The sequence below is a fragment of the Geomicrobium halophilum genome, from assembly GCF_014207655.1.
GTDB classification, from domain to species: Bacteria; Bacillota; Bacilli; order Bacillales; family Marinococcaceae; genus Geomicrobium; species Geomicrobium halophilum.
In genome coordinates this window covers 80,060-106,392 of sequence record NZ_JACHHJ010000004.1, presented here as the reverse complement: position 1 = coordinate 106,392, position 26,333 = coordinate 80,060, and the positions used below count along the sequence as shown (strand labels likewise).

Here is a 26,333-nt window from a genome sequence, read left to right as displayed (position 1 = left end):
GCTTAGGGGGAAGCAGATCCCAGTAGATTGGAAAATGTAAAAAAAGGCGCCGTTACTCACGGCACCCTTCACATAGCCTATACTATTGAATCGCTGTCTTCAGCCTGTTGATCTTCATGTCATGCTTTGAACCTTGATCGCGAAGATATTCAACGTCTACATTTTGATTTCTCAATTCCTTCAATAATACTTCATGCCGTTGTTGATTGAGCATCTTTTCCTCTTTAAATTCTTCATGGCGTTGTTGATTAAGTAGCCTTTCCTCTTTGAATGTTTCTTTTAATTGTACGATGTCTTTGTTGTTTTCTTCTACCATTTGATTCAGTTGTTCCATATAACCTTCCAAGGTCTTTAAGCGCTCTTCACTCATGAACAAAACCTCTTCCTGTTATGACTTGTTCATTCTATTCCCGGTTATACAGAACTTGCGTTCCCTTATCAATATTTATTTTCATGTCGCAGTTATTTGTTTGTTGTTTCTTACCCTCATATTACGCTTTCGTTTTCCCCATTGTATGAGCGAAACGGTGACCAGTATCGCGATGGCAAGTGCGTCAGTATACAACTCTGGATGAAGGAAGAGCAAAGCACCTCCTGCCATCAGGATGCCTAAAATGATATTCAGTCGTTCGAAAAGGAAACCTTCAGCAGCAATGCCGATCATCAATATGCCGGTTACTGCAGTGATAATCACGAGTATGCTTTCCAAAAATGTGGTCCCCATGAGCAGTAAATCATTATTGTACACGAACATAAACGGCACGATAAATCCAGCCGCTGCTAATTTTAATGCGATAAAACCCGTTTTCATCGGTGTTCCCCCTGAAACTCCGGCGGCAGCGAAGGCGGCAAGCGCAACAGGAGGAGTGATGTTTGCGAAAATACCGAAGTAAAAGACGAATAGATGGGCTACGATTGGTTCAATACCTAATTGCACAAGGGCAGGTGCGGCCATGGTTGCTGTAATAATATAAGCGGGAATGCTTGGCATCCCCATACCGAGGACGATGCAGGCGACCATCGTAAATAAGAGTGTGAGGAACAAGCTTTCACCGCCAATGGCGACGATGGCATTGGCTAGATTCAAACCGAATCCGGTTAGGCTGGCGACACCTACAATAATACCTACAGTAGCACAGGCAACAGCCACACTGACAGTATTACGTGCCCCCGATTCCAACGCGTCAATAATATCTTTGATTCCCATTCGTGTTGATTTTCTTAAAAAACTAATAATGATCGTTACGATGATTGTCCAGAATGCGGAATAGATGATGGTCGTGCCGCTAAAGAACAACATGTATATCAGAAAAAAGATTGGTAATAATAAATGTCCGCGTTCTTTGAGGACATTTTTTAATTTCGGTAATTCATGACGGGGAAGGCCCGAAAGGTTATCCTTAGATGCCCTTAAATGCACTTGTGTAAGAATACCGATATAAAAGAGCAGTGCAGGCAAAATCGCGATGAGTACGATATCGGTGTATGGGACCCCTAACGTTTCCGCCATAATAAAAGCGGCGGCGCCCATGATAGGCGGAAGGATTTGTCCGCCGACGGACGCGGACGATTCAACGGCTCCGGCAAAATTTTTGTTATAGCCGATTTTTTTCATGAGTGGAATGGTGAATGCTCCAGTGGTAACGACGTTTGCAATTGCTGAACCGTTGATGCTTCCCAGAAAGCCACTGGCGACAACTGAGACTTTTGCCGGTCCACCTTTTCCTTTACCGGTGATCGCTAACGCTAAATCATTGAACAGTTGACCCATCCCTGATTTTTGAAGAAAAGCCCCGAAAAGAATGAACAAGATAATATAGGTGGCGGACACGCCGATGGCCGTTCCAAAAATCCCTTCGGTGGTCATGAACAGTTGGTTGGTCATCTGCGTCCATTCAAAACCACGATGTTGGAAAATGCCTGGCAAATCACGACCGAACAATGCGTAAAGTAAAAATAAAAAGGCAAGGAGCGGCAGTGCCCAACCGGTGACCCGTCTTCCTGCTTCAAAGACAAGAAGGATTAACAACGTTCCGAAGATGATATCATTTGTGTTGGGAAGTCCCCCACGGGTAACGATTTCCTCGTAGTTAACAAATAAATAGATCATGGAAGGAACGGAGAGTACGGCAAGAACCATGTCATACCAGGGCAATCGATCTCGCCTTGCTTTTTTCGTTGGAGGAAAGAGCAAAAAGACGAGAACAAGAACTACAGCAACATGGATGGCGCGGTGAACGAGAACAGGTACGGGCGTCCCTGTATAGGCTGTTATGAGATGATATAGAGAGAAGCTCACAGCAATGATCGTAACAAGTAACACGAGCAATCGGTTATCAAAGCTGCGAAATCGTGATTCGTTATCCAACTTCTCCAATAGTTTTTTTTGATTATTATTTAATTCAAGATGATTGGCCCCCTGCAAGTCGTTTCACCTCTCTGACATTATTGAATGATCATCTCCACATGTGTATGGTGAGGGAGATCTTCAGGTTTCATTTTCATTTCACCGTTAATGGTTAAAGAAAATTTTGCCTCGTGGGAATGGATCCAATTATACGTATCGTGCAACTGGTCGATATCCGAAATAATGATATGGTCATTTTCAATCGTGGTTACTCCCTCATCATGACTCGGTACGCCTGCTCCGTATGATTGAAATTTAGTTTCCGTTAATTTGAATTGTTCATCAGTGGTAACGATCAACTTCTCCGTCCAAGGGGTATGTTCAACCGAATGGATCCAGGAAAGTTCAAGTTCATCTCCGGGAGTGATGTCATATTCTGCAAATACGGTTCCATCTCGCGGGGAATACAACGTCAAATGGTACGAAGTAGAAAAAAAGTACCATAGACAAACAACTGCCAGAATCACAATAAAGGAAGCATAAGAACGCTTCCTCATTTTTTAATCCAGCAACCCTTCTTCTTCAAAATAGCGCTCGGCTCCTGGGTGCATCGGTATATTCATGCCTTCAGCTACATTTTGAGTATCAATGTCGGCGGCCGCGTCATGGGAAACTTGAATCTCTTCTAAATTCTCATAGAAAAGGCGAGTTAGTTCATATACCTCATCTTCTGATAATTCTGGATTGGGGATTAATAAATTGGTGATTGAAGGTGTGGAAATATCTTCTTCATTATCGTAAGTACCGGCAGGCACCTCATCTTCGATGAAGAAAGGATAATTTTCATCTAAGTATTCCATTCCTTCATCCTCAATAGGGACAACGGTGACATCATGTGTACTCGCTAACTCCATCGCTGCAGGGTTGGGTAATCCGCTTGTAACGAAAGCTGCATCAATTTGGCCATTGCGAATCTGATCAATGGCTTCACCGTAAGGCAAATAATCTTCAGAAATATCATCATAGCTCATTCCATGTGCTTCAAACATCATACGCGCATTAAGTTCAACGCCTGAATTAGCATCCCCAACCGCAACATCAGCACCTTCAAGATCAGAAAATGCTTCAATACCAGAATCTGTTGTTGTAATGATCTGGACAACATTTTGATAGAGGCCAGATATACCAACAAGATTGTCCTGCGGCTCTTCATCTTCATAAGCGCCAAAGCCTTCATATGCCTGTTCAACGGTATCGGCCATAACGATCGCAAGTTCAGCCTGATCACTTTGAATCAAGTTCACATTTTCTACGGATGCGCCCGTCGCCTGAACACTTGAACTATGTCCCGCTGCTTCGTATACATTTGAAATAGCCCCTGCGATCGGATAATATGCTCCAGATTGGCCGCCGGCCGCAATCGCGACGAACAAATCATCCATTTCTGCTGTTTCATCGACACCATTTTCGTCTGCTGCTTCGTCTGTTGTGTCTGTTTCTCCATTGCATCCGCTTACAAAAATGGCTGCCCCAAGGATGCTTAACCATTTGATAGGCTTCATACAGACCCCTCCTATATTTTTCATTAATATCGTTGATAGAGGTTGTTCAAAAAGTCCAAGGAAAGTAGCTTTCGTATCGTTCCTCGCCTTGCTGCTGCGCTCCCACGTATCTCCTAGAAAGAGAAACCCATTTTTTCTGCGTGCGAGGTAGCGCTTACGTAGAGATGAGCTTGCATTCCGGTACCCGAAGTTACGTTTCCTCGACCTACTCGGCTCTTTTTGTCCTCCTTTTTGAACACTCACTTATAATATCATTATTTATAAAATTACGCATTATTTATGTGCTAATTAATGTAATATTTATAACCATACTACTTCTCACCATCCATTGAAAAACCAGTCTACTTTCAGATTCGGCGCGCTGAGGGAGGAATTCGGCGTCCCGGGGTTCAGATTCGGCGTCCTGGGGTTCAGATTCGGCGTCCTGGGGTTCAGATTCGGCGCGCCGAGGGAAGAATTCGGCGTCCTGGGGTTCAGATTCGGCGCGCCGAGGGAGGAATTCGGCGTCCCGGGGCTCAGATTCGGCGCGCCAAGGGAGGAATTCGGCGTCCTGGGGTTCAGATTCGGCGCGCTGAGGGAGGAATTCGGCGTCCCGGGGTTCAGATTCGGCGCGCCGAGGGAGGAATTCGGCGTCCTGGGGCTCAGATTCGGCGCGCCGAGGGAGGAATTCGGCGCCCCGGGGTTCAGATTCGGCGCGCCGAGGGTAATCCGGCTCCTTGGGGCATGCCCCGGGCAAAATAAAAAACCTGGGGCCAAGAATGTGGGCCAACCAGGTTTCCTGTGCATTTATTCTTTTGGTCCGTCCGTGACCGCGCCTTTTGCGGCCGATGAAACGAGTCGCGCGTATTTGGAAAGGACCCCGGTCGTAAACCGAAGTCCAGGGGCTTGCCAATCTTTGGCGCGTGTTTGCATCTCTGCCTCGTCGACTTCGACTTGGAGTAATTGTTCATCGCTATCAATCGTAATAATATCGCCTTCTTGCAGATATGCGAGAGGGCCGCCGGCTTGAGCTTCTGGGGCGGCGTGCCCAATTACAAATCCGTGCGATCCGCCGGAGAAACGGCCGTCGGTGAGCAATGCTACGTCACCACCGAGCCCTTTGCCGACGAGCATAGCGGTGACAGAGAGCATTTCCGGCATGCCCGGCCCACCTTTCGGACCGACGTAACGGATTACGAGGACGTCGCCTTTTTTAATTTCGTCGTTCATGATAGCTTTTGTGGCAGCATCTTCATTATCAAAAACTTTTGCTGGTCCGCTGTAACGGCTGACTTCTTGTCCTGACATCTTTGCGACTGCACCTTCAGGGGCAAGGTTTCCGCGCAGAACGACAAGCGGTCCGTTTTCCTTTTTCGGGTTTGAAAAAGGTTGGATTACCTTTTGACCTTCATGCAGGGATTCAGCTTCTTCAAGATTTTCTCTAAGCGTTTTGCCGGTAACCGTTAACGTGTCTCCGTGGAGAAGCCCTTCTTCAAGCAGCATTTTCATCACAGCGGGAACGCCGCCGACGTTGTTTAAGTCTTGCATTACGTGTTTGCCGCTCGGCTTTAAGTCGGCAAGGTGAGGTACACGTAAACGAATGTTTTCAAAATCCTCGAGGGAGAGGTCAACCTCCGCGCTGTGCGCCATTGCGGTGAGGTGCAAAAATGCATTCGTGGAGCCACCAAGCGCCATAACGACGGTAATGGCATTTTCAAATGCTTCTTTTGTCATAATATCACGGGGATAGATGTCTTTTTTCAATAATTCATTGACCATTTCCCCTGCGCGTTCACACTCAGCTTTTTTCTCGTCAGCAATTGCGGGGTTCGAGGACGATCCTGGAAGACTCATCCCCATAGCCTCAACCGCCGCAGCCATCGTGTTAGCGGTGTACATGCCACCGCATGCCCCTGCGCCTGGGCAAGCATTGCATTCGACTTCATGCAAGCGGTCATCGTCAATTTTTCCGACTTGATGTTGGCCAACCGCTTCGAACGCAGAAACAATATCAATATCTTCGCCTTGGAGTTTTCCTGGCTGAATTGTTCCACCATAAACGTAGATGGACGGCACGTTCAGACGGGCCATGGCCATTAAGCATGCCGGAGTATTTTTATCACAGCTTCCGATCGCAACAAGCCCATCCAGACGTTCGGCCTGCATTACTGTTTCAATAGAATCGGCGATGACTTCCCGGCTCGGGAGCGAGTAGAACATTCCCTCATGGCCCATTCCAATCCCGTCCGATACTGTAATGGTGTTAAAAATCAGCGGAGCACCGTTATTGGTCGCGGCGCCATCCTTGGCTTTAACTGCCAACTGATCCAAGTGCATGTTACAAGGGGTCACTTCACTCCAGGCACTGGCAATCCCGATCATCGGCTTTTTAAAATCCTCATCTCCAAAGCCGACAGCACGGAGCATCGCCCGGTTTGGCGCCCGGTTTGGGCTTTCACTAATCACATGTGAGCGAATTCGTAAATCTTTTTCTGACATCCGATTTCATCCCTCTCTTATGTAAGAAAAATCTATCTATTTTATGTTCGAAAAGAAGCAATTCTTTTTGAACACCTGTAATCAATAGGATATCATAAATGGTCGGAGAACGTCCTACATAAATCCTTTATAAGAGTAGAGAAAATATTGACAGAATCTTATTTTTGTATACAATTATAAATATATACGGAGGAAGTGTGGTGATAAAGGCACACGGACGAAAAAGGAGAATCGATCGTGCATAAAAGAAAGTCTGCTGCTGATTTGGCGTATGAACAATTAAAAGACAATATCGTTGAGTGGGTGTATCCGCCGTCATTACCTTTGCGTGAGGAGCATTTATCCAACGATTTACAGATCAGCCGTACGCCGCTCCGTCAGGCGCTGTACCGTCTGGAGCTGGAAGGGTTGGTTTTGAAACGTCAAAATGGCCGGATGATCGTTGCGCCGATCACGTTACAGGAAGCAAGAGAAGTCTTTCAGGTTCGGGAACGGTTGGAAAGTCTTGTTGCTCGTGAAGCGGCGGAACATATGACGAAAGAACATCTCTATCGGCTGGAAGACGTCGTTGCACTCATGCGCAGAGCTGTCGACACGAAGCGAAGTGACGAGATTGTAAAACATGGTGAGCATTTTCATCACATTTTGCACACGTTGAGCTCGAATGAAACGAATAAGCGCTTTTTACAGCAGCTGCAAAACAAAATTGATCGTTACCGAAGGATTAGCGGTTATAAGAACCCCGACTATCCTCTACAAATGCCTGTAGATGAACATGAACAAATCTTGCAACTTTTAAAAGAAAAAAAGACAGGAATGGAAGTGGAAGAAGCGATGCGCGCGCATATCAGGCGCAGCCTCGTCACCATTGAAGAAACCATTGCTCAATACGCAAGAAGAAATGGTGGCCCATAGCGTTCTGAAATACCAAAATAAGAGGTGTAAGTCATGGCAGAACAGAAGGTAAAAGCCGGTCTTGACGGTGTCATCGCAACGGAAACAGACATATCTTTTTTGGATGTTGAAAATGAAGAAATTGTCATCAAGGGCTACGATCTGATTGAATTAGCCGAAAAGAAAAACTATCTTGATCTCGTTCATCTTTTATATGAAGGTTCACTTCCTGATCAACAAGGTCGTTTGTCTATTGAAAGCGATTTAAAACGTGAATATGCATTGCCGGAACATTTCTTTGAGTTATTTTCCAAGCTTCCGAAAGAAACGCATGCGATGGATGCCATGCGAACTGGAATTTCGGCCTTGGCGGGTTATGATCCGAACATCGATGACCGCTCTGCAGCTGCAAATAAGGAAAAAGCGTTAAAGGTATTAGCGAAAATTCCAAATATTGTTGCGAACAGTTATCATACGCTTCAAGGTGATCAACCTGTAGCTGCTAATCCCGATTTACCATATAGCAGTAATTTCCTGTATATGATTACTGGAAAAGAACCGAGCAATTTGGAAGCGGAAACGTTCGATCAATTGTTGATGGTCTACAGTGAGCATGAGATGCCGAATTCTACATTTACAGCTCGCGTCATTGCTTCGACAAACTCCGATATTTATGGAGCGATGACTGGCGCGATTGCTTCCTTGAAAGGTCCTTTGCATGGCGGGGCGAATGAAGCGGTCATGCACATGTTGCTTGAGGGCGAAACGGTTGAAGGCTTAACCACACTCATGCATGAAAAATTGCGGAATAAAGAGCGTATCATGGGCTTTGGGCACCGCGTCTATATGAAAAAAATGGACCCAAGAGCGATGTTAATGAAGAAAGCGCTTCACAAGCTTGCGGTTGAGCAAGGGCGTGAAGACCTCTATGAAATGTGTGAACGCGGAGAAGATATTATCCGTGAAGAAAAAGGGCTTTATCCAAATCTTGATTATTACGCTGCCCCTGTCTATTATTTACTGAACATTCCGATCCCGCTCTATACCCCAATTTTCTTTGCTGCCCGTGTGGTCGGTCTAGGTGCCCATGTGATCGAACAGCATGATAACAACCGCCTGTATCGTCCGCGCGTGCATTATACTGGACCTCGCGGTTTGCACCCGTAAGGGGAAATACCGGGGGGAGAGAACGCACGTCAGATTTCTAGCAAAGGGAGATGTGAAATATGGATACGAAAGTAAACGTAAAACCGGACACAGATGAAGTATTGGCTCAAATCGCGGATTACGCGGTAAATAGCGAAATAACCAGTGAAGAAGCATTGGATACCGCACGCTATGTTCTTCTGGATACGATCGGCTGTGGCCTTTTGGCGCTGCGTTATCCGGAGTGTACGAAACACCTCGGTCCCATCGTTCCAGGGACGATTGTGCCCAATGGCGTTCGGGTACCAGGCACGCAGTTTGAGCTTGATCCTGTACAGGGAGCTTTTAATATTGGTACGATGATTCGCTGGCTTGACTATAATGATACGTGGTTAGCGGCCGAATGGGGGCATCCGTCGGACAATCTTGGAGGAATATTAGCAACCGCCGATTATGTCAGTCGTAAGCGTCTGGCAAACGGTGAAGATCCGCTCACGATGGATGACGTGTTAATAGCAATGGTTAAGGCTCATGAAATCCAAGGGGTGCTTGCGCTTGAGAATAGTTTGAACCGGCAAGGGTTGGATCATGTACTGTTTGTGAAGGTAGCGTCTACGGCAGTGGTGACCGCAATGCTTGGCGGAAACGAGGAGCAGGTAGCAGATGCTGTTTCACAGGCCTGGGTTGATAATTCAAGTTTGCGTACGTACCGTCAGGCACCGAATGCCGGTTCACGAAAATCGTGGGCAGCCGGAGATGCGACGAGTCGTGCCGTTCGTCTTGCTCTTATGACAATGAAAGGGGAGATGGGATACGCGAGCGCGCTCACAGCACCGAACTGGGGTTTCCAGGACGTACTGGTTGGCGGGAAGAACATTAACCTCGCCCGGCCCCTGGATTCCTATGTCATGGAAAATATTTTATTCAAAGTGTCTTACCCAGCGGAATTCCATGCACAAACAGCTGCAGAAGCGGCGATTGAGCTTCATGATGAAGTTTCGTGGAGGCTGGATGAGATCGCTGAAGTGAAGATTACGACCCATGAGTCGGCGATTCGTATTATTGATAAAACCGGCCCGCTTCACAATCCGGCGGATCGTGATCATTCTCTGCAGTATATTACGGCCATTGGGCTGATTTACGGGGAATTGACCGCCGATCATTATGAAGATGATATTGCTAAGAACCCAATAATCGATGAACTTCGTGAGAAGATGTATACAGAAGAAAACCAGCAGTATACAAAGGATTACCTCGATCCGGAAAAACGTTCGATTGCCAATGCGGTGCAAGTCACTTTTAAAGACGGATCGAAAACGAACGAAGTCGCGGTTGAGTATCCGATTGGACATCGCCGTCGCCGTGCGGAGAGCATTCCATTGCTAGAGGAAAAATATTACGATACATTAAAAACGAGATTTCCTCGCTTACAAGCAGATGATCTCCTCCATTTATGTACGGAGGCCGAACGGCTTCGAAGAACGACAGTTACTGATTTTATGGCAAGCTTTGTGATTTAGGGGGATCAAACATGAGTTGGATCGTAACTGAACAGTCTAGTCAACAAGAACGCTATCAATCTTTTTTAGACTTGATACAAGATCAGGATGAAATCTTGCAAATGCCTGGGGCGCATGATGGTATGTCCGCGCTCGTCGCAAAAGAAACGGGATTCAAAGCCCTCTATTTATCCGGCGGAGCATATACGGCAAGTCGCGGTATGCCTGATGTCGGCTTGATTTACTCGAATGAAATCGCTGATCGGGCGCAAGATCTCATACGTGCCACTGACCTTCCGGTGCTCGTTGATATCGATACAGGGTTTGGTGGTGTCATTAACGTCGCACGCACCGCTAAGGAAATGGTGGAAGCAGGCGTTGCTGCCGTGCAAATGGAGGATCAGGCGCTACCCAAAAAATGTGGACATTTAAATGGAAAACAACTCGTGACGACTGAAGAAATGGTCGCCAAAATCCAGACGATTAAAAAGGTTGCACCGACGCTCGCGGTCGTTGCAAGGACCGATGCTAAAGCTGTGGAAGGAAGCGATTCCGCTATTGAGCGTGCTCGTCAGTATGTACAGGCCGGAGCAGACGCAATTTTTCCGGAAGCATTGACCAGTGAAGAAGATTTTCGTTATTTTGCAGAACGAATCGATGCCCCATTACTCGCGAATATGACTGAATTTGGAAAAACCCCGTACTTTAGTGCTGAAACGTTTGCTTCTTTCGGTTTTCAGATGGTGATTTATCCAGTCACTTCCATGCGTGTCGCATCCAAAGCTTACGCGGATGTATTTCAGGAAATCCTGGAAAAGGGAACACAGAAAGATCACTTGGATCAGATGCAATCACGGGCAGAGCTGTATGATACGATTCAGTACTATGACTATGAAAATCTCGATGAACAAGTAGCCAAAACTATTTTGCCCGAAGAGGGCAAAGAACGGCGGTAAATGAGAAGGCTGTCCCAGAAGCGGGGCAGCCTTTTCTCGTTTAGGGGGAGTGGAAAATAGAGGGGAACGTTAGCGAATGAGGATAAAAAGCATTTTGGAGCCTAGGGTAGGCGCCCCCTTGGAAAACGAAAGGGATAACGTTCCATCGGAAAACCGCAGGATTACTGTCAAAGTTGTAAAACTATACCGAATAATGAAGCATGAAAAACGAAAATACTTACGAACCTGTGAGAGATGCGCCCTGAAAGGCATAAAACATCTGCCTGCCTCGAGGAAGTGTTTTTATGCTATAAGAGGATGCTTCTTCGAAAAAGAAAATCACTTTGTCATCGTGCGAAGCATTGGTAACGGAGCTGTCAGCTAGTGTAGAGCGTTTGAAATAAAAGATCACTATCGAAAGTGGGGCCCCTTGTAATTTCAATATATTGACGTCAGAATCATACAATCATTGGCGTAAGTGGCTGATTCAGTCATTGTGCGCTAACAGGATTCGGCGCAGAGGCTGTTTTTTTCGGCGCAGCAATACGTTTATTCGGCGCACGACCTAGATAATTCGGCGCGTTGGCATTTTATTCGGCGCTTGAGGAACTTTTCTTAGATAACATTATATTTTCTGATGATTCTTAGTCCTTTTTGAAATCGCCCATTAAGCTGTTTTTGCATTTTCAAGGGAGCGGGGACGGCCCCTTCTATGTATAAGAAAGCGGCATTTGCAGAAAATAACGATCAGTAAAGGGTTGGTGCGCTGGTAGTAACTATCGAATATTGCATTTTTATAGGGGTAGTAGAACTGCGGTATTATCGGGCTCTTGATAGAGATTGAAAACATTGATAACAGGAGTTAACACCATGCAGAACTTTTCACAAACCAATCAAGAGCGTCGCTTCAAAGCATATGTGAGTACTTTAGGGACTACACAATTACATTTATGCAATCCTTATATTATTGCTTGGTGGTCTACAGCCTTTCCGGGGTTTGGACATCTCCTTTTATCCAAATATCTGAGGGGATTCGCGTTAATCTTATGGGAGATTCTCATAAACGTCATGGCTCGTCTCAACGTTGGTATCGTTTATTCGTTTACAGGTCAGTTTGAGATGGTGAAAGATGTACTGGAACCAAGATGGTTGTTGATGTATTTACCGGTTTATATTTTTGGTATTTGGGATAGTTATCGAACGACAGTTGATTTAAATAAAGTATTTTTGTTGGCTGAACAAGAGAATGCGGATTTTACCACTTACAACATTGGGTCTATGGAAATTAATTACCTAGATAAAAGGAATCCAATGATGGCAGTCCTTTGGTCCCTTGCCACACCTGGTTTGGGTCAACTATACATTCACCGCGTGCTCACTGCTATTTTTGTAACATCGTTGTTTATTATATTTGTCTATTTTTCGGGTTTGCTGGTCGCTGTGCATCAACTCTTTTTGGGGCAAATCAGTCAAGCAACAGAAGTCTTACACCCTCAGTGGCTCCTCTTCTTACCGTCTATGTATGGCTTTGCTATATATGATGCCTACGTCAACACCGTTGAAAATAATAAGTTGTTTGAGAACGAGCAGCGAAAGTTCTTGAAACAGCATTATCGAGAACGTCGTGTGAAAATCCCTCTAGGTCGAGGTGAGTAGCGTGCAAATCTTTGCCACTTTTGAACATTCAACGTATGTAGAGTTAGCGTTATCAACGTTAGATAAAATAGGCATTAAAAAGGGAAATATTTTAGCTGTTTCGCTTGAAAATCGGATAGAAAACCGAAGATTGTTTGACACGCTCCATCGTGCAGATGGGGTGAGTTTGTTTGATAAGGGTGCGGCTCTGGCTGTGGCTTTATCAGTCGCCGGGACTAGTATTGGGTTCGCGTTGGAATGGGGACCCATCTGGTGGGGGCTTATTGCTGGTGCATGCGGATTTTTGTTAGGTTTTAGCATTGATGTACTGATTTATAAAGTGATTTATAAAAGAAAAAGGCTGCTTAAAGGAAAAAAATCGGAAGTCATACTGGTCATAGAATGTCACCCAGAACGAGTGGATAAGGTGGAAAAGATACTATGGGATCACCTTGCCTTAGGTGTTGCTAAATTAGAGGGCTGAGTGAAGGAGGATGTCATGTTAGAACGAGTCATATTACGTGCATTTCTAGTGTTCGGTTTCGTTTGTTTGCCTTTTTCACTTCGTAAAAAGCCTGTGAAAGACTGGATCATCGTTTTCTGTTCTACTGGGTTTTTAGCCCCTTTAATTGCTAAAATCGTGGTTAAACAAAAAAGGTTGGCGTTTCCCATACGCTTTCTGCCAAAATATTTTAATACGCACGTCCTTTATGAACACCTTATTCTTCCCCTTTTTTGTGTATGGTTTAATCAAACGACTTCCCGATCGAAAATGGGAGGAATGATCGGACAAGCCCTTCTTTATAGTGGTGTACACACCGTCATCGAGTTTGTTTTGGAAAGAAAGACAGATCTAATCATATGGAAAAGATGGACATGTCTTCATAATATAGTATCACTAACAGTTATTTTTTTAGGAAGTAGAGGAATTCTCTTTACATCGAAATGGTTATCAAAGAAATATGACGAGGAGGAAATTAAATGAGTCATCTATACACGGATGCGATGAATATGTTGAAGACAACTAGTCGGACGTTCTTCATTCCGATCAGCTACCTGTCTCCGGGATTACAAGAGGGAGTGGCAGGGGCTTATTTAGCCATGAGAGCGATCGATGAAATCGAAGATCATCCCGACCTGACGCCCGAGAATAAGATTCATTTACTTCGATCCGTTAGTGAAATCTTGAAAAAACATACCGACCACACCGAAATGCAGACGGAATTGCACATCTTATCCAAGTCCTATCAAGCCATGCTGCCGGAGGTTACGTTGCGTCTGAGTGATTGGATCATGCTCACTCCTGAACCCCTCACTCCGAGGATATTATATTATACTTCCACCATGGCAGAGGGGATGGCCAAGTGGGTGGAAAAAGATTGGTATATCGAGAACAAAGAGGATCTTGATGATTACACCTACTACGTGGCCGGCCTTGTGGGTCTCCTGCTCTCCGATCTATGGGAATGGTATGACAATCTCAATACAGATCGAGACTTAGCTGTCGCCTTTGGCCGTGGCTTGCAATCCGTCAATATAATTCGTAATCGCTCGGAAGATCTGGATCGGGGTGTTGATTTCTTTCCAAATGAATGGAAAGAAGAAGAGATGTTTGCTTATGCGAGAGCAAACATCGCCTCCGCAGATGCTTATCTGGAAAGCATCCCCCCTGGCCACATCCATATATTCTGCAAAATTCCGCTCATGCTTGCCCATGGTACACTCGCTGCGATTGCAAATCATGAAGAAAAGCTTAGTCGATCTGCCGTCGAACAATTGGTATCGCAAGCGGTTTATGAAGCGGGTATTTCTTAATATGGCCTTTGCCGTTCCTGCCCTTGTTTTTTTTACAGGGGCTATTTGTTAACTTCATTTATCGTTTAAATATCAATGAAATAAGTGATATACGGAAAAGAGAGCCTTTATTGGTTAAAGAACTTTACGGAGAAATTAATGGAATAAATGAGAAGGAAGGGTAAATACTACATGTAAAGAACAGAAATAGAGGTGAAAAGATGGAAACGAATCACCACGCCCCTTTAACGTCGTCTGAAATCAGCGTGCTGTGGGGTTTTTATACGAAAAATAGTCTGGCTTTATGTATGATGAGGTACTTTCTTGAAAAAGTGGAAGACCCGGATATCCGTGAAGTGATACAATTAGCCCTAAATCACCAGCAAAAAGATCTAAGCGTGGCCGAAGAGGTATACCATAGCGAACAAATGGCGATTCCGGTTGGTTTCACGGATGAAGATGTGCAGCCTTCCGCTCCACGTCTGTTTAGTGATGCGTTCATGCTAGAGTATGTCCGGCAACTTGCAGTCGTTTCTATCGCAACTTCCGGGGCAGCTATCCCTTTCGTTACACGTTCTGATGTGACGAAGGTCTGTCATACAGTTCTCCAGCAAGGCACAGAGCTACACGAGAAAGCGAAAGAGACGTTATTATCCAAAGGGCTTTATAATCGGCCTCCATCTATCCCAGCACCGAATCACGTGGATTTTGTAGAAAAACAAAGCTTTCTTGCGGGATTTTTAAGAGAACGCCGGCCGCTGAGTGCCGTCGAAATCTCGCATATTTTCATGAATGCTCAAACAAATGGGATGGGAAAAGCGCTTATGATGGGCTTTGCTCAAGCGGCCAAGGATACAAAAGTAAAAAAATTTTTTGTGCGTGGAAAAGAGATTGCTCATAAACACATGGAAATTTTCCATTCGCTGCTAGTAGAAGAAGATCTGCCTTCTCCAAAGAGTTGGGAGGATCAAATTACGGATTCAACGGTCTCTCCATTTTCTGATAAGTTGATGACCTTTCATACCACGACGTTAATCGATAGTGGGATTGGCAATTACGGATTGGCCACTGCGGCCAGCCCGCGGCGTGATCTGGGAGCGGATTATGGCCGTTTGATGCTAGAGGTGGCTCAAATGGCAAAGGATGGCGCTAATCTCATGATTGACAATGGCTGGCTGGAACAGCCGCCGCCATCCCCAGATCGGGAAGAACTAGAAAAGCCTTGAAAAGGCTAAAATCATGGGGTGGCAGTGAATCGAAGAGTCGGTAGGGCCATTAAAAGTATGAAATCCCCTTTCCTGGCGGAGAGCCCTGAACGATTTCTCAAAGACCCTTTCCATCATGTCTTGCTTAAGTATGGGTCATACGTACAGTGTCAAGGAAATAGTAAACACATGGATGACTGTTCCATTGTTTGCTGTCTGGGAGGTCTACCGGAGGCAAGTGCTATCACCTCGCTTATATAGATAGGGGGAGAGGAAAATGAATTTAGGTTATACACTCAAGGCGTTTGACCGAAATATAACCTAAAGGTGATCTTCCCCCGCTTTGCTCTTGGATGGTGCGCGAAATAGGCGTTCGTTTAATTATCTGAAATTTCACTTAAATATAACAGGAAATAGCGGAGGGCCATTTTTTTGACAAGCCCGCTTCGTGAAAAATACGCATAAATCTGTTACGATAGTTTCCGGAAAGAATAATCTTCGGAGGGACCCTTGATGAACGATAAAAAGGACTATCGAGTTTTACTTTATTATAAATATGTAGATATGCCTGATTACGAAGAGTATGCGGAAGAGCATTTACAATATTGTAAGGATATGGGGCTTAGGGGACGGATTATCGTCGCTCCTGAAGGCTTGAATGGAACTGTTTCTGGAACCGTCGAACAAACCAATGCTTATATCGAATACGTCAAATCTGATCCTAGGTTTGCCAATATGTGGTTCAAGGTGGATGAAGCTGAAGAACATGCCTTTAAAAAAATGTTCGTCAGAGCGAAGCAAGAGCTTGTCACTTGGCGTTTGGACGATGACGTCAACCCAAATGAAGTCGGTGGCACATATTTAACGCCGAAGGAATTCCACGAAGCACTTCAAGATGAAGACACAATCGTGTTGGATGGTCGGAATGACTACGAATATGAAATCGGTCATTTTAGAGGCGCTATTAAACCGGATGTAAATACCTCCCGAGAATTTCCCGAATGGATTGAAGAGAACATTGATCAACTCAAAGATAAGAAAGTGCTGACCTATTGTACGGGAGGCATTCGCTGTGAAAAGCTGACCGGGATCCTGATGCAAAAAGGGGTTGAAGACGTTTACCAACTCCATGGCGGGATCGTCAATTACAGCCAAGATCAGGACGTGAAAGGTCACTTATTCGATGGAAAATGTTATGTCTTCGATGAGCGTATTTCTGTAAAAGCCAATCATACTGATGAAGATACCATCGTCGCTCAGTGCCATCACTGCGGAAATACAGAAGACCGCTATATTAATTGTTCCAATCCTGAATGCAACCTTCAATACGTTTGCTGCGAAGAGTGTGAACAAAAACAGCAAGCAGCTTGCTGTGAGGAATGCCGGGTTCACCCGCGAAACCGCTGGCCGCAAATCAAGGAAACGTATGGTGCATCTGTCGATTCATAAGGGGGAAGCAATGTGGACGTATTAGAAGCCATTCGAACGAGAAGAAGCATCGGAAAAGTCCAGCCTGACGAGCCTGTGGACAAACAATGGATTGAAACGATCCTTGAGGCTGGAACATGGGCACCGAATCACCATCATACACAGCCGTGGAAGTTTTTTGTCCAACAAGGTGAAGGACGCCGCCCTTTAGGAAGAACATTACGGAAAATTGCTGCTGAAAAAATGGATGACCTCGCTTCTGAAGAAAACGAGCAGAAATTAATAAAAACGGAACAGAAACCTTTTCGTGCCCCTGTCGTCATTACGGTCGTCGTAGAACCGAGCACAAAAGAGAAAGTAATTGATATCGAAGAATACGCTGCTGCCCACGCTGCCGCACAGAATATGCTATTAGCGGCTCATTCTCTTGGACTGGGTGCAATTTGGCGAAGCGGTGCACCAACGTATCATGAAGATATGCGCTGGTTGTATAATGTATCCGAACGGGGAGCGGTGATCGGCTTTATTTATCTCGGCTGGCCGGTGTCAAAAAAGAAAAAGGAAGCAAAACGTATTCCCGTGAGTGAAAAAACGATTTGGATCCATGAAGATAAATGAACAGGGAGAAACATCCGTTACAGGTCAAATGTAACGGATGTTTTGTTATGGCAAAAAGCCAAATGATGTAAAAAGGAGCTGCCTCAAAAGAGCAGCTCCTGCATTCGGCGCTTCTTTCCTCCTTTTCGGCGGGAGGACACAATATTTCGGCGCAATCCTTCGTTTTTCGGCGGAGGCACCCGAGAATTCAGCGCACGGCACGATTATTCGGCGAAAGTGCTCTCACCGGCGCAAATATTTTTGAGATCTTCTCTTCGTTTTATAGTACTAATGCAGCGATCACACCGAAAATAAATAGTGGAATATTAAAATGCAAAAAGGTAGGTACGCAGGTGTCCCAGATATGATGGTGGTTTCCGTCTACATTTAACCCTGCTGTGGGTCCCAATGTGCTATCGGAAACCGGTGATCCTGCATCACCAATAGCGCCAGCAGTTCCGATCAGGGCAGCCGTTGCCAATGGTGAGAACCCGGCTGCTGCGCATATTGGTACATACAATGCTGCCAGAATGGGGATCGTCCCAAAAGATGTACCAATTCCCATCGTGATGACAAGGCCTACCAAAAGTAAGATGATGGCGATCATGAGATGGTTGTTACCAATCATGTCCGTCGTATAGGCGACCAATTCTTCAATGGCACCTGTCTCCGTTAGGATGCTGGCATAGCCAGACGAAATTAACATGACAAACGCAATCATGCCCATCATTTGAATCCCTTGGTTTACAACGGTGTCTCCGTCATGAAAACGGATCACACGACCGATAAACATAATGAAAATACCGGTTAAAGCGCCTAGCACCAGGGAATCAGTGGCGATTTGAACGGTTAGCGCAAGTACAATTGCTATAATCGTAATGACGTGCTTAAGAGAAAAGTGGTCAGGTGACGCATCCTGACTGACATTCTCCATATCCTCAGAGGAATCGGGGTATGTTCGATCTTTACGGTAACTGATCAATACCGCTACGAATAACCCGACAACCATTCCTAAGCCGGGAATAATGGTTGCTAAAGGTGTTTCTCCTATGCTAATCTCCATGCCATTTTCGTTCATTGATTCTACGATTGTCGTATGAAAAATAAACCCGAAACCAAAAGGGAGCATGATATAGGGAGCCTTCAACCCAAATGTTAATGCTGTAGCTACTCCCCTCCGGTCAACGTTTAGCTTATTGAAAAGATGGAGAAGAGGTGGAATTAAAATAGGAATAAACGCGATATGCACCGGGACCAAATTTTGTGATAAACAAGCAATACCGGCAATCACCAAAACGATCATCTTTTTTTTGCCTTTAAGAAACCGTATCAAATTTTGCAGTAATAACTGTGTGACCCCTGAATAGCTGATGGTGACGGCGAAAGCTCCTAGTAAAATATAACTTAAGGCCGTTTCGGCTTGACCGCCCATTCCATCAATTAACATATTCGTGGTCTCTACAAGGGAAATCCCGCTCAAAAGACCGGCCGTAAGGGCTGCGATAATAAGGGATACAATGACGTTCACCTTTAATAAACTTAAAACGACTAACACAATTACTGATATTAAAACAGCGTTAAGCATATATTTTTCCCCTCAATAATAATAAACTAAGCCTATTCATTTTCATCTATGATTCTCTCTTTTGTCAACTAAAAAATTAAAGGTTACGCCAGGGGCGGCGGGCACCGCAGAATAACGGAGGATTGCGCTGAAAAAAGGAGGGGAGAAGCGTTGAATAAAGCATTGTTGATGGAAAAATGTATGCTGTGCAGGCGGAATTAATTACAGTTTTACTTGAAATAAAAATCCGATGTGAGGTTTATCACCACATCGGATTTTACAATGCTTATTCACTTCTATTTTATTTCGGTTCACCGTAATGGCGGCGGATTTGATTGATATATTCCTCTGACAACGGGATAGAATCATCGTAATTGGGCGCGGTTTCTAACATGTTCTGAGAAAAGCGGGTAATCGCGTGTTGGTCTGCCGGATTGAATGTTTCAAACCACTCTACAGGAACAATGGTTTTATCCTTAGAAAGGAATCCAGCCGTATCCACTTCCATAAAGAGAACTTGCCAACTGTTCGAATCAAATAATACATCAGAAATCGTACCTACTTTTTCTCCCGCTACGTCGACGGAATACCCCCGCAGGTCTTTTGTGCTTTGCAAGTGATACTCCTGTTCATCAAGCTTGGTTTCTGGAGGAACTTCATATCTAGTGTTACTGATATCTGTCCCTGGAGTGACGGGCGGAATCGGTCCCCCGCCTGGTAACATAGGAGCCGGTCCAGGACCGGTTGCTGGGCCAAGCCAATAATGATCGAGTCCGTAATGGTCAAGAAGGGTGGATTCGTAACTTCGGGAAATAGGTTCGTGCTCGATAGGTTTTGGACTATCTTTAATCTGATCCTTGGTCGCTCTAACGTTTATAAATTGTGCTTCGATGTCTAGGCGGGTGATGAGTTCGGGACTTAATAAAACCTTACCCCCAACAAACCAAGTACGAGTATCAGCAACAATAAACCGCACTTTCCATTCACCAGCTGAGTCAAAATAGACATCTGCGATTGAACCAAATTCCTCGTCGGTAGCAGAAAGAGAAAATGATTGAAATTCTTTTGTACGTAATAACATCAACGATCCTCCTTTGTATTATTTCCTTAATGTTCTATTTCCGCCTGATCATATTATAAAACGTAATGAATTGACAGCAGGGGCATATTTATATAGGATGAAAACTGTTCAGTTTTAAATTAAACTAGTTAGTAACTATGGAATAAGAAGTGATAAGCATGAAAGAAAACATCCTGAAAACAGCTTTGCAAAGATTCGCGAAGGATGGATATTTTTCCACATCGATGCAGCATATCGCGGAAACTTGCGGTATTTCAAAAGCAAGTTTGTATAAGTATTTTTCCTCAAAGGAAGAACTTCTACTGGAAGCATTGGAGTATAATCTTGAGCAAATGGTTGAGCGGACAACGAGCGTTAACTTGAATCAGACATTGTCACCGAAGGAACAATTAAAAGAGAAAATCATCTTGGAATTGGAAGCGACGAAAGAAAACCGTACTTTTATAAACTTACTGATTCGCTCGGTTCCTTCGACGAAAAACGCAGAAATGATGCGGGTGTTGAAACGTTCAAAATTGGCATTGATGAACTGGCACCGTGATAGTTTGATTCATGCCTACGGGGAAGAAGTAAAGCCTTTCCTTTGGGATTTGGTCGTTCTGTTTCAAGGGACATTGCGAGAATATGTTGTGCTTATGAGTGATGAGCATAAATCATTCCCCGCCGATGCTGTTGCAGCATTGATTATTTCTCATCTTGATACAATCATATTGTCCAAACCTCATTTACCTCCTGTGTTGACTTCTGATCTCATGCAGGATTATGAGACTTTTAACCCGAACGGGAAGAATGGTGCGGTTCAAGAAGAGATCGAAGATGTTCGCTATCGTATTCGTGAGAAAGTCATGACAGAGGCAAATGCAGAACAACGGGATGAAATTGAAGGAGCAATCGAAGCTTTATATCAAGAAATCGATGCGATTTCGCCCCGACGATATATGATTGATTCTCTCGGGCTTTATCTTGGACAAATGGCGAGTATCAACGATGAACTGAAAACACTCAACGCTTTATTATCGACGCGAAGAAATCATTAAAGATAACTCGAAGGTACGTGCTTCCTACGCTCAACTCTAGCTATTTTTGATGGATAAATGATCCTTAGAAGAAGGTATATAGATGAGTACAACACAATCTTCAACTCCAGAGAACATCAAATCCATTGTTGTTGTTCTACTGACGGGAGCCTTTATGGCGATCTTAAATCAGACACTCTTGACGACGGCATTGCCTCATATTATGAGTGATCTTGGTATTACGGCTGATATGGGACAATGGTTAAATTCAGCATTTATGCTTGTCAATGGTGTGATGATTCCCATCACCGCCTTTTTGATTGAAAAATTTACGACTCGTAAGCTCTTTTTTACGGCCATGGGCCTTTTTACGTTAGGAACATTATTATGTGCGTTGGCTCCTAATTTCGCATTCCTTATAGGTGGACGGATTATACAGGCGGCGGGAGCAGGGATTATGCTTCCCCTTATGCAAACGGTTCTTCTGTTGATGTTTCCGATTGAACGCCGGGGATTTGCGATGGGAATGGTTGGACTTGTGATCGCCTTTGCTCCTGCGATTGGACCCACGTTGTCCGGGTGGCTTGTCGAACAATATCATTGGTCTATTCTTTTTTGGATCATCTTCCCGTTAGCCCTTATTGATATGATTGTTTCTTTTTGGGTATTAAAGAACGTTTCAGTCATTCGCAATCCGAGACTGGATCTTTTATCAATCATTCTTTCCACCTTAGGGTTCGGCGGGCTGCTGTATGGCTTTAGTTCCGCAGGTACCTACGGATGGGCGGCTCCTCACGTCACTCTTCCAATGATCATCGGAGTTATTACATTGGGGCTTTTCGTATGGAGACAGCTGATTCTACCGCAGCCGATCCTTGAGGTTCGTGTGTTCAAATACGGGGTTTTTACACTCGCTACGATCATTGGGATGATTATTTTCATGTCTATGATTGGATCGCAAACGATCTTGCCGATTTACATGCAGGATATGCATGACTTTACAGCTTTTGAGACGGGCTTAATGTTGCTGCCTGGAGCCGTTGCCATGGGTCTCATGTCGCCCATTACTGGAAGAATATTTGATCGGTTTGGCGCCCGTAAGCTATCGATCATCGGACTTTTACTCGTTTGCGTGACAACGTTTATGTTTACGCAACTATCGACAACGACGTCTTTAGCTTACTTGGCCATTGTAAACGCCATTCGGTTCTTTGGTATGTCACTAGTGATGATGCCGATAACGACAGCAGCTGTAAATTCGCTTCCAAACGTATTAATCCCCCATGGTACAGCGATGAATAATACGATGCGTCAAGTAGCAGGGGCTATTGGTACAGCCTTACTGGTCACCGTCATGTCCACCATGGCACTTGCGCCTGAAGAAATCGATGGAAATATAAACGAAGGAATGGTTCATGGTGTCAATATGGCATTTTGGTTAGCGGCAATTCTTACGTTTATCGGTTTGATTCTTTCCTTTTTTATACCTAGGGGAAAAGCAATGCCGCCCGATAATATGAATGCTCGAGAGGATTTAGAAGGTGAGTAAGGATCCGTACATCGAAACTATGTATCTATAAGAGGTTGTTCAAAAAGTCCGGAAAAACTTGCTTCTGCGTTCCTCGGAAAAGAAAACCTCTTCTCCTTCGTGAGAAGTGAATGCAAGCAGGATCCTCGAAGCTACGTCTCCTCGATCTACTCGGTTCTTTTGGTCCTCCTTAAAAGAGGTGAAAGATCTTGTCAGGATAAATGAACCGCTGCAGTAGCGGTTTATTGAATACGATACGAACGTTAAAAACGAAGGCTCCCCCCATTAGGAGATAGCGGTAGGCAAAGTTTTTCTAACGGGCAATATAGATTTTATCAATTCCCTTGTCTTGCCACTATCGTTTGATTACGCTAGAGGAAGACTTTCTCATTTTCAAATGAAAAAGAAGGTATGCTCATGACAGACCATCCAGAGGACTTGCATAAGGCTCCGATCGTTTCTGTGCTTTTGATCGGTGCTTTTATGGCGATTTTAAATCAAACGTTGTTAACGACAGCACTGCCGCACTTAATGCGCGATCTCAATATTACGGAAAATTCGGCTCAGTGGGTTACAACAATATTCATGCTTGTTAATGGGATCATGATTCCGATTACGGCTTTTTTAATTGAAAAATACACAACGCGGGGCCTTTTTCTTACAGCGATGCTTCTTTTTGCCGCCGGTACCCTGATTTGTGCGCTCTCACCTTCATTTTCTACTTTAATTATGGGGCGCATTGTTCAAGCGAGTGGAGCAGGGATCATGATGCCGCTTATGCAAACGTCGCTGCTATTGTTATTCCCGGTGGAAAGACGGGGCACTGCAATGGGGATGGCCGGGCTTGTCATTGCTTTTGCTCCAGCAATTGGCCCTACACTTTCGGGGTGGCTAGTTGAACAGTATCATTGGTCTATTCTTTTTTGGGTTATTTTTCCACTTGCTGTTTTTAATATCATATTTGCTTCTGTGTTCTTGAGAAACATATCGACATTGCGCGCGCCCAGCGTTGATATTCTTTCGATCGTTTTATCAACATTCGGATTTGGCGGTTTATTGTTTGGTTTTAGCAGTGCTGGAGATGGCCGGTGGAGCAGCATGGATGTATGGCTGCCCATTATCGTCGGTTTCATCGCTTTATATTTCTTCATAAACCGGCAATTAAAATTAAAGCAGCCGATCTTGGAATTCAGAGTCTTTCATTCACGCGTGTTTGCCTTATCAACCGTCATTGGTGTCATTGTATTCGTTTCCATGATTAGCACAGCGACGATTCTTCCGATATATATGCAAAACATGAATCAATTTACGGCTTTTGAAGCAGGCTTGATCATGTTACCTGGGGCAGTACTGATGGGGGTCATGTCTCCGATCATGGGACGGATCTTTGACCGCATCGGGGCACGCTATTTGGCCATACCGGGGTTAACGCTGATTCTCATCACTTCAGTGTTGTTTTCATTTCTATCGTCCACTACCTCTGTTGCGTACTTAAGCATTGTATATGCGCTCCGCTTGATGGGGACAGCAATGACCATGATGCCGGTGACAACAGCGGGAATCAACTCGTTACCAAGAGAACTCATTCCTCACGGAACGGCAATGAACAATACGATGCGCCAGGTCTCGGCATCGATTGGCACAGCCCTTCTCGTAACGGTAATGACAACCACCGCTTTAAACCCTAAAGAAGCCTCCGTCAGTGTAGATGAAGCACTGGTTCATGGGGTCAATATGTCTTACATTGCGGCGAGTGGTCTTGCACTTATCGGTGTTATCCTTGCCTTGTTTATTCGCAGTAAACCTCACGAGGAGAAACTTACAAGAGAAGAAGAGAACGCAAAGAGCAGTCCATAAGACGTTCAGTAAGTCTGGGAAAATAGCGTTGTCTCTCCTCGTCCTCTTGATTCAGTGCTCCCCACGTATGGAACCATCGAAGAATCGCTTGCGGGATGACAAATAACCGCCCTAGCTTGGGCGGTTACGTTCTGGTTTTTTCGTCCTCCCTGTGTTTACGAATATACATTCATTACTGCAGGGCTTGGTATGCGCCGCGGTAGTATAAGAGCGGTCTCCCTTCTTCTTCATTGACTTCAATATCTTTGACCTCGCCGATAAAGATCGTATGATCACCTGCTGCTATTTCTTGAACAACGTCACAGGCAAGGTGAACGAGGGCATCAGGAATGACTGGCAGATCCCGGAAGGTAGCGAAGGCGAACTGTTCTTTACCTCGAATTTGGTTCGCGAAGGTTTTTGATATTTCCTCTTGGGAATCATCTAAAATGCTGACCGCGTACCTTCTTGCTGTTCTAATTTCTTCATATATTGAAGCTTGATGGTCTACAGAAACGGCCACCAGTTTAGGGTCGAGGGAGACGGACATAAACGCATTGGCTGTCATTCCGTGTGTTTTAGCATCAACCTCCGTGGAAATGACGGTGACGCCTGTAGAAAAAGTTCCCATTGCTTGGCGGAATAGTAAATCGTCCATGAAAGATTGGCACCCCTTTATTCGTACAGTAAGAACACTCGGGTTATGGAAAACCGAGAAAAGGCTATCCTCTACAATATGAAAAACAGTGTAAAGAAGTCACTGTTAAATGAATAAATGTTCTTGTCTATCATAACAGAGGGGGGTTCAAAAATGCCACTCAAGACGTTTGTAACTCATAAATTAAGATTGCGCTTCGTCGACCCAATAAGGTACTATATACCAAGATTCGAGCCTGTTCACACTTATTCGTAGGTATATAAGGAGTTGTAATTAGATATGCAATGGAATCAAACTGAACATAAACGGCATCAGTCTTATCAAGATTTTTCAAATGGAGAATTAACGATGATTCCGGCTGTCCATGATCCATTAAGTGCCCAGACCGTTGAACAAAAGGGGTTCCAAATGGCGGTTCTTCCGACTGAAGATGTTGCGAAAATATGTGGCTACGCCACCTCATATGCTGTAAATGCAACGGAAATGATTACGGCTGCCCGGGCCATTACACAAGTGACATCCCTTGGCCTTATTGTGCAATTGCCGATGGACGTTCGTTCTTGTCAACAAATCATTCGGCAAGTGTATGAACTTCGTCAAATAGGGGTTCAAGTGATTCAATTCGATGATGAAAAAGGTTTTTCAGCTGGAGAATTAAAACAAGTGATCACTCAACTGAAACATTACTTTCCGGATATAAGTATTGTTATGACCATACAAGCAGACGCTTCGATCACCGGAATTGAAGAAGCGATTAAAAAGGCCAATGAGTCGTTACGATCAGGTGTAGATTTTATTTATTTTGAAGGATTAACGACAGAAGGGGAATATTTATATGTGTCTCAATTTACGAACGGTCCTCTGCTTGCTGATATGAATGAAAAAAACAAACAATGGCTATCGATGAACCAACTTCAGGAAATGGGGTATCACGCCACAATTATACATGGAGGATGCATTCGTCTTATGAAAAAAATGTATGAAGAGGCGTTTGAAGATTCCTGAACGACGAAAGATAAAAAAGAGAACGTTGATGAATCTCAAATCTCGCTTCCAGTAAGTGGGATTTTTTGTTTTGTGACCGATATGTGTAGATAAAGATGTTCATTTCCTGTATTATAAACAAGGGT

General features: G+C 44.5%; 23 protein-coding genes. 15 read left to right on the top strand and 8 right to left on the bottom strand.

Features of this window, described 5'->3' with window-relative positions; genetic code table 11:
- Nucleotides 1–82 precede the first annotated feature (82 nt).
- The 5 genes from HNR44_RS13320 to ilvD all read right to left on the bottom strand — a co-directional run bounded on the left by HNR44_RS13320 (nucleotide 83) and on the right by ilvD (nucleotide 6,387).
- Complete coding sequence (locus HNR44_RS13320; RefSeq protein WP_184404807.1) at nucleotides 83–370, bottom strand: hypothetical protein; 288 nt, start codon at nucleotides 368–370, stop codon at nucleotides 83–85.
- Nucleotides 371–451: 81 nt separating this feature from the next.
- The gene (locus tag HNR44_RS13315) at nucleotides 452–2,425 is read right to left on the bottom strand and encodes a TRAP transporter permease (RefSeq protein ID WP_184404806.1); all 1,974 of its coding nucleotides are present in this window, start codon (nucleotides 2,423–2,425) and stop codon (nucleotides 452–454) included.
- Nucleotides 2,426–2,445: 20 nt separating this feature from the next.
- Nucleotides 2,446–2,904: a DUF1850 domain-containing protein gene (locus HNR44_RS13310; RefSeq protein WP_184404805.1), complete on the bottom strand. Its 459-nt coding sequence runs from the start codon at nucleotides 2,902–2,904 to the stop codon at nucleotides 2,446–2,448.
- Between the two features lie 3 nt (nucleotides 2,905–2,907).
- Nucleotides 2,908–3,909, bottom strand: coding sequence for a TAXI family TRAP transporter solute-binding subunit (locus tag HNR44_RS13305; RefSeq protein WP_184404804.1), 1,002 nt, complete (start codon nucleotides 3,907–3,909; stop codon nucleotides 2,908–2,910).
- A gap of 786 nt (nucleotides 3,910–4,695) precedes the next feature.
- Nucleotides 4,696–6,387 carry a dihydroxy-acid dehydratase gene (gene ilvD, locus HNR44_RS13300; protein ID WP_184404803.1) on the bottom strand — a complete coding sequence of 564 codons (1,692 nt, stop codon included), beginning with the start codon at nucleotides 6,385–6,387 and terminating at the stop codon, nucleotides 4,696–4,698.
- A 237-nt stretch (nucleotides 6,388–6,624) separates the two neighbouring features.
- On the opposite strand from ilvD, the gene HNR44_RS13295 reads away from it, so the two are divergent.
- The 11 genes from HNR44_RS13295 to HNR44_RS13245 all read left to right on the top strand — a co-directional run bounded on the left by HNR44_RS13295 (nucleotide 6,625) and on the right by HNR44_RS13245 (nucleotide 17,541).
- Nucleotides 6,625–7,302 carry a GntR family transcriptional regulator gene (locus HNR44_RS13295; protein WP_343069505.1) on the top strand — a complete coding sequence of 226 codons (678 nt, stop codon included), beginning with the start codon at nucleotides 6,625–6,627 and terminating at the stop codon, nucleotides 7,300–7,302.
- A 33-nt stretch (nucleotides 7,303–7,335) separates the two neighbouring features.
- Nucleotides 7,336–8,448: a citrate synthase gene (gene mmgD, locus HNR44_RS13290; protein ID WP_184404802.1), complete on the top strand. Its 1,113-nt coding sequence runs from the start codon at nucleotides 7,336–7,338 to the stop codon at nucleotides 8,446–8,448.
- 59 nt (nucleotides 8,449–8,507) lie between these two features.
- Nucleotides 8,508–9,947, top strand: a complete 1,440-nt coding sequence (locus HNR44_RS13285; protein WP_184404801.1) for a bifunctional 2-methylcitrate dehydratase/aconitate hydratase — start codon at nucleotides 8,508–8,510, stop codon at nucleotides 9,945–9,947.
- Nucleotides 9,948–9,958: 11 nt separating this feature from the next.
- The gene (gene prpB, locus HNR44_RS13280; protein WP_184404800.1) at nucleotides 9,959–10,882 is read left to right on the top strand and encodes a methylisocitrate lyase; all 924 of its coding nucleotides are present in this window, start codon (nucleotides 9,959–9,961) and stop codon (nucleotides 10,880–10,882) included.
- Between the two features lie 849 nt (nucleotides 10,883–11,731).
- Nucleotides 11,732–12,517, top strand: a complete 786-nt coding sequence (locus HNR44_RS13275) for a hypothetical protein (protein WP_184404799.1) — start codon at nucleotides 11,732–11,734, stop codon at nucleotides 12,515–12,517.
- A gap of 1 nt (nucleotide 12,518) precedes the next feature.
- Nucleotides 12,519–12,980, top strand: coding sequence for a hypothetical protein (locus HNR44_RS13270; protein ID WP_184404798.1), 462 nt, complete (start codon nucleotides 12,519–12,521; stop codon nucleotides 12,978–12,980).
- A 15-nt stretch (nucleotides 12,981–12,995) separates the two neighbouring features.
- Entirely contained in the window at nucleotides 12,996–13,481 is a 486-nt protein-coding gene (locus HNR44_RS13265; protein WP_184404797.1) for a CBO0543 family protein, read from the top strand.
- Nucleotides 13,478–14,311, top strand: a complete 834-nt coding sequence (locus HNR44_RS13260) for a squalene/phytoene synthase family protein (protein WP_184404796.1) — start codon at nucleotides 13,478–13,480, stop codon at nucleotides 14,309–14,311. Before HNR44_RS13265 ends, HNR44_RS13260 begins: the two co-directional genes overlap by 4 nt.
- A gap of 200 nt (nucleotides 14,312–14,511) precedes the next feature.
- Entirely contained in the window at nucleotides 14,512–15,516 is a 1,005-nt protein-coding gene (locus tag HNR44_RS13255) for a DUF3231 family protein (protein ID WP_184404795.1), read from the top strand.
- A 492-nt stretch (nucleotides 15,517–16,008) separates the two neighbouring features.
- The gene (gene trhO, locus HNR44_RS13250; protein ID WP_184404794.1) at nucleotides 16,009–16,944 is read left to right on the top strand and encodes an oxygen-dependent tRNA uridine(34) hydroxylase TrhO; all 936 of its coding nucleotides are present in this window, start codon (nucleotides 16,009–16,011) and stop codon (nucleotides 16,942–16,944) included.
- A 12-nt stretch (nucleotides 16,945–16,956) separates the two neighbouring features.
- A complete protein-coding gene (locus HNR44_RS13245; protein WP_184404793.1) occupies nucleotides 16,957–17,541 on the top strand; it encodes a nitroreductase family protein in 585 nt (194 codons plus the stop codon).
- Between the two features lie 259 nt (nucleotides 17,542–17,800).
- Here the strand turns inward: HNR44_RS13245 and HNR44_RS13240 are convergent, their stop codons facing one another.
- Entirely contained in the window at nucleotides 17,801–19,105 is a 1,305-nt protein-coding gene (locus HNR44_RS13240) for a Na+/H+ antiporter family protein (RefSeq protein WP_184404792.1), read from the bottom strand.
- Nucleotides 19,106–19,385: 280 nt separating this feature from the next.
- Complete coding sequence (locus tag HNR44_RS13235) at nucleotides 19,386–20,165, bottom strand: PRC-barrel domain-containing protein (protein ID WP_184404791.1); 780 nt, start codon at nucleotides 20,163–20,165, stop codon at nucleotides 19,386–19,388.
- A gap of 158 nt (nucleotides 20,166–20,323) precedes the next feature.
- Here HNR44_RS13235 and HNR44_RS13230 point away from each other — a divergent pair, with 158 nt between their 5' ends.
- The 3 genes from HNR44_RS13230 (at nucleotide 20,324) to HNR44_RS13220 (ending at nucleotide 24,566) form a co-directional block, all read left to right on the top strand.
- Entirely contained in the window at nucleotides 20,324–21,202 is an 879-nt protein-coding gene (locus HNR44_RS13230; RefSeq protein WP_184404790.1) for a TetR/AcrR family transcriptional regulator, read from the top strand.
- A gap of 82 nt (nucleotides 21,203–21,284) precedes the next feature.
- Complete coding sequence (locus HNR44_RS13225) at nucleotides 21,285–22,730, top strand: MDR family MFS transporter (protein WP_184404789.1); 1,446 nt, start codon at nucleotides 21,285–21,287, stop codon at nucleotides 22,728–22,730.
- A gap of 396 nt (nucleotides 22,731–23,126) precedes the next feature.
- A complete protein-coding gene (locus HNR44_RS13220) occupies nucleotides 23,127–24,566 on the top strand; it encodes an MDR family MFS transporter (protein WP_184404788.1) in 1,440 nt (479 codons plus the stop codon).
- 172 nt (nucleotides 24,567–24,738) lie between these two features.
- On the opposite strand, the gene HNR44_RS13215 is transcribed toward HNR44_RS13220, so the two are convergent.
- Nucleotides 24,739–25,203, bottom strand: a complete 465-nt coding sequence (locus HNR44_RS13215) for a flavin reductase family protein (RefSeq protein WP_184404787.1) — start codon at nucleotides 25,201–25,203, stop codon at nucleotides 24,739–24,741.
- A 279-nt stretch (nucleotides 25,204–25,482) separates the two neighbouring features.
- Between HNR44_RS13215 and HNR44_RS13210 the strand changes: the two genes are divergently transcribed.
- Nucleotides 25,483–26,208, top strand: a complete 726-nt coding sequence (locus HNR44_RS13210; protein WP_184404786.1) for an isocitrate lyase/phosphoenolpyruvate mutase family protein — start codon at nucleotides 25,483–25,485, stop codon at nucleotides 26,206–26,208.
- The last annotated feature ends 125 nt before the right edge of the window (nucleotides 26,209–26,333 follow it).

What these genes read in the sequence shown, in the direction of transcription:
- HNR44_RS13320 (WP_184404807.1), bottom strand. Translation starts at nt 370, where the DNA reads ATGAGTGAAGAGCGCTTAAAGACCTTGGAAGGTTATATGGAACAACTG.
- HNR44_RS13310 (WP_184404805.1), bottom strand. Translation starts at nt 2,904, where the DNA reads ATGAGGAAGCGTTCTTATGCTTCCTTTATTGTGATTCTGGCAGTTGTT.
- HNR44_RS13305 (WP_184404804.1), bottom strand. Translation starts at nt 3,909, where the DNA reads ATGAAGCCTATCAAATGGTTAAGCATCCTTGGGGCAGCCATTTTTGTA.
- ilvD (WP_184404803.1), bottom strand. Translation starts at nt 6,387, where the DNA reads ATGTCAGAAAAAGATTTACGAATTCGCTCACATGTGATTAGTGAAAGC.
- mmgD (WP_184404802.1), top strand. Translation starts at nt 7,336, where the DNA reads ATGGCAGAACAGAAGGTAAAAGCCGGTCTTGACGGTGTCATCGCAACG.
- HNR44_RS13285 (WP_184404801.1), top strand. Translation starts at nt 8,508, where the DNA reads ATGGATACGAAAGTAAACGTAAAACCGGACACAGATGAAGTATTGGCT.
- prpB (WP_184404800.1), top strand. Translation starts at nt 9,959, where the DNA reads ATGAGTTGGATCGTAACTGAACAGTCTAGTCAACAAGAACGCTATCAA.
- HNR44_RS13275 (WP_184404799.1), top strand. Translation starts at nt 11,732, where the DNA reads ATGCAGAACTTTTCACAAACCAATCAAGAGCGTCGCTTCAAAGCATAT.
- HNR44_RS13265 (WP_184404797.1), top strand. Translation starts at nt 12,996, where the DNA reads ATGTTAGAACGAGTCATATTACGTGCATTTCTAGTGTTCGGTTTCGTT.
- HNR44_RS13260 (WP_184404796.1), top strand. Translation starts at nt 13,478, where the DNA reads ATGAGTCATCTATACACGGATGCGATGAATATGTTGAAGACAACTAGT.
- HNR44_RS13255 (WP_184404795.1), top strand. Translation starts at nt 14,512, where the DNA reads ATGGAAACGAATCACCACGCCCCTTTAACGTCGTCTGAAATCAGCGTG.
- trhO (WP_184404794.1), top strand. Translation starts at nt 16,009, where the DNA reads ATGAACGATAAAAAGGACTATCGAGTTTTACTTTATTATAAATATGTA.
- HNR44_RS13240 (WP_184404792.1), bottom strand. Translation starts at nt 19,105, where the DNA reads ATGCTTAACGCTGTTTTAATATCAGTAATTGTGTTAGTCGTTTTAAGT.
- HNR44_RS13235 (WP_184404791.1), bottom strand. Translation starts at nt 20,165, where the DNA reads ATGTTATTACGTACAAAAGAATTTCAATCATTTTCTCTTTCTGCTACC.
- HNR44_RS13230 (WP_184404790.1), top strand. Translation starts at nt 20,324, where the DNA reads ATGAAAGAAAACATCCTGAAAACAGCTTTGCAAAGATTCGCGAAGGAT.
- HNR44_RS13225 (WP_184404789.1), top strand. Translation starts at nt 21,285, where the DNA reads ATGAGTACAACACAATCTTCAACTCCAGAGAACATCAAATCCATTGTT.
- HNR44_RS13220 (WP_184404788.1), top strand. Translation starts at nt 23,127, where the DNA reads ATGACAGACCATCCAGAGGACTTGCATAAGGCTCCGATCGTTTCTGTG.
- HNR44_RS13215 (WP_184404787.1), bottom strand. Translation starts at nt 25,203, where the DNA reads ATGGACGATTTACTATTCCGCCAAGCAATGGGAACTTTTTCTACAGGC.
- HNR44_RS13210 (WP_184404786.1), top strand. Translation starts at nt 25,483, where the DNA reads ATGCAATGGAATCAAACTGAACATAAACGGCATCAGTCTTATCAAGAT.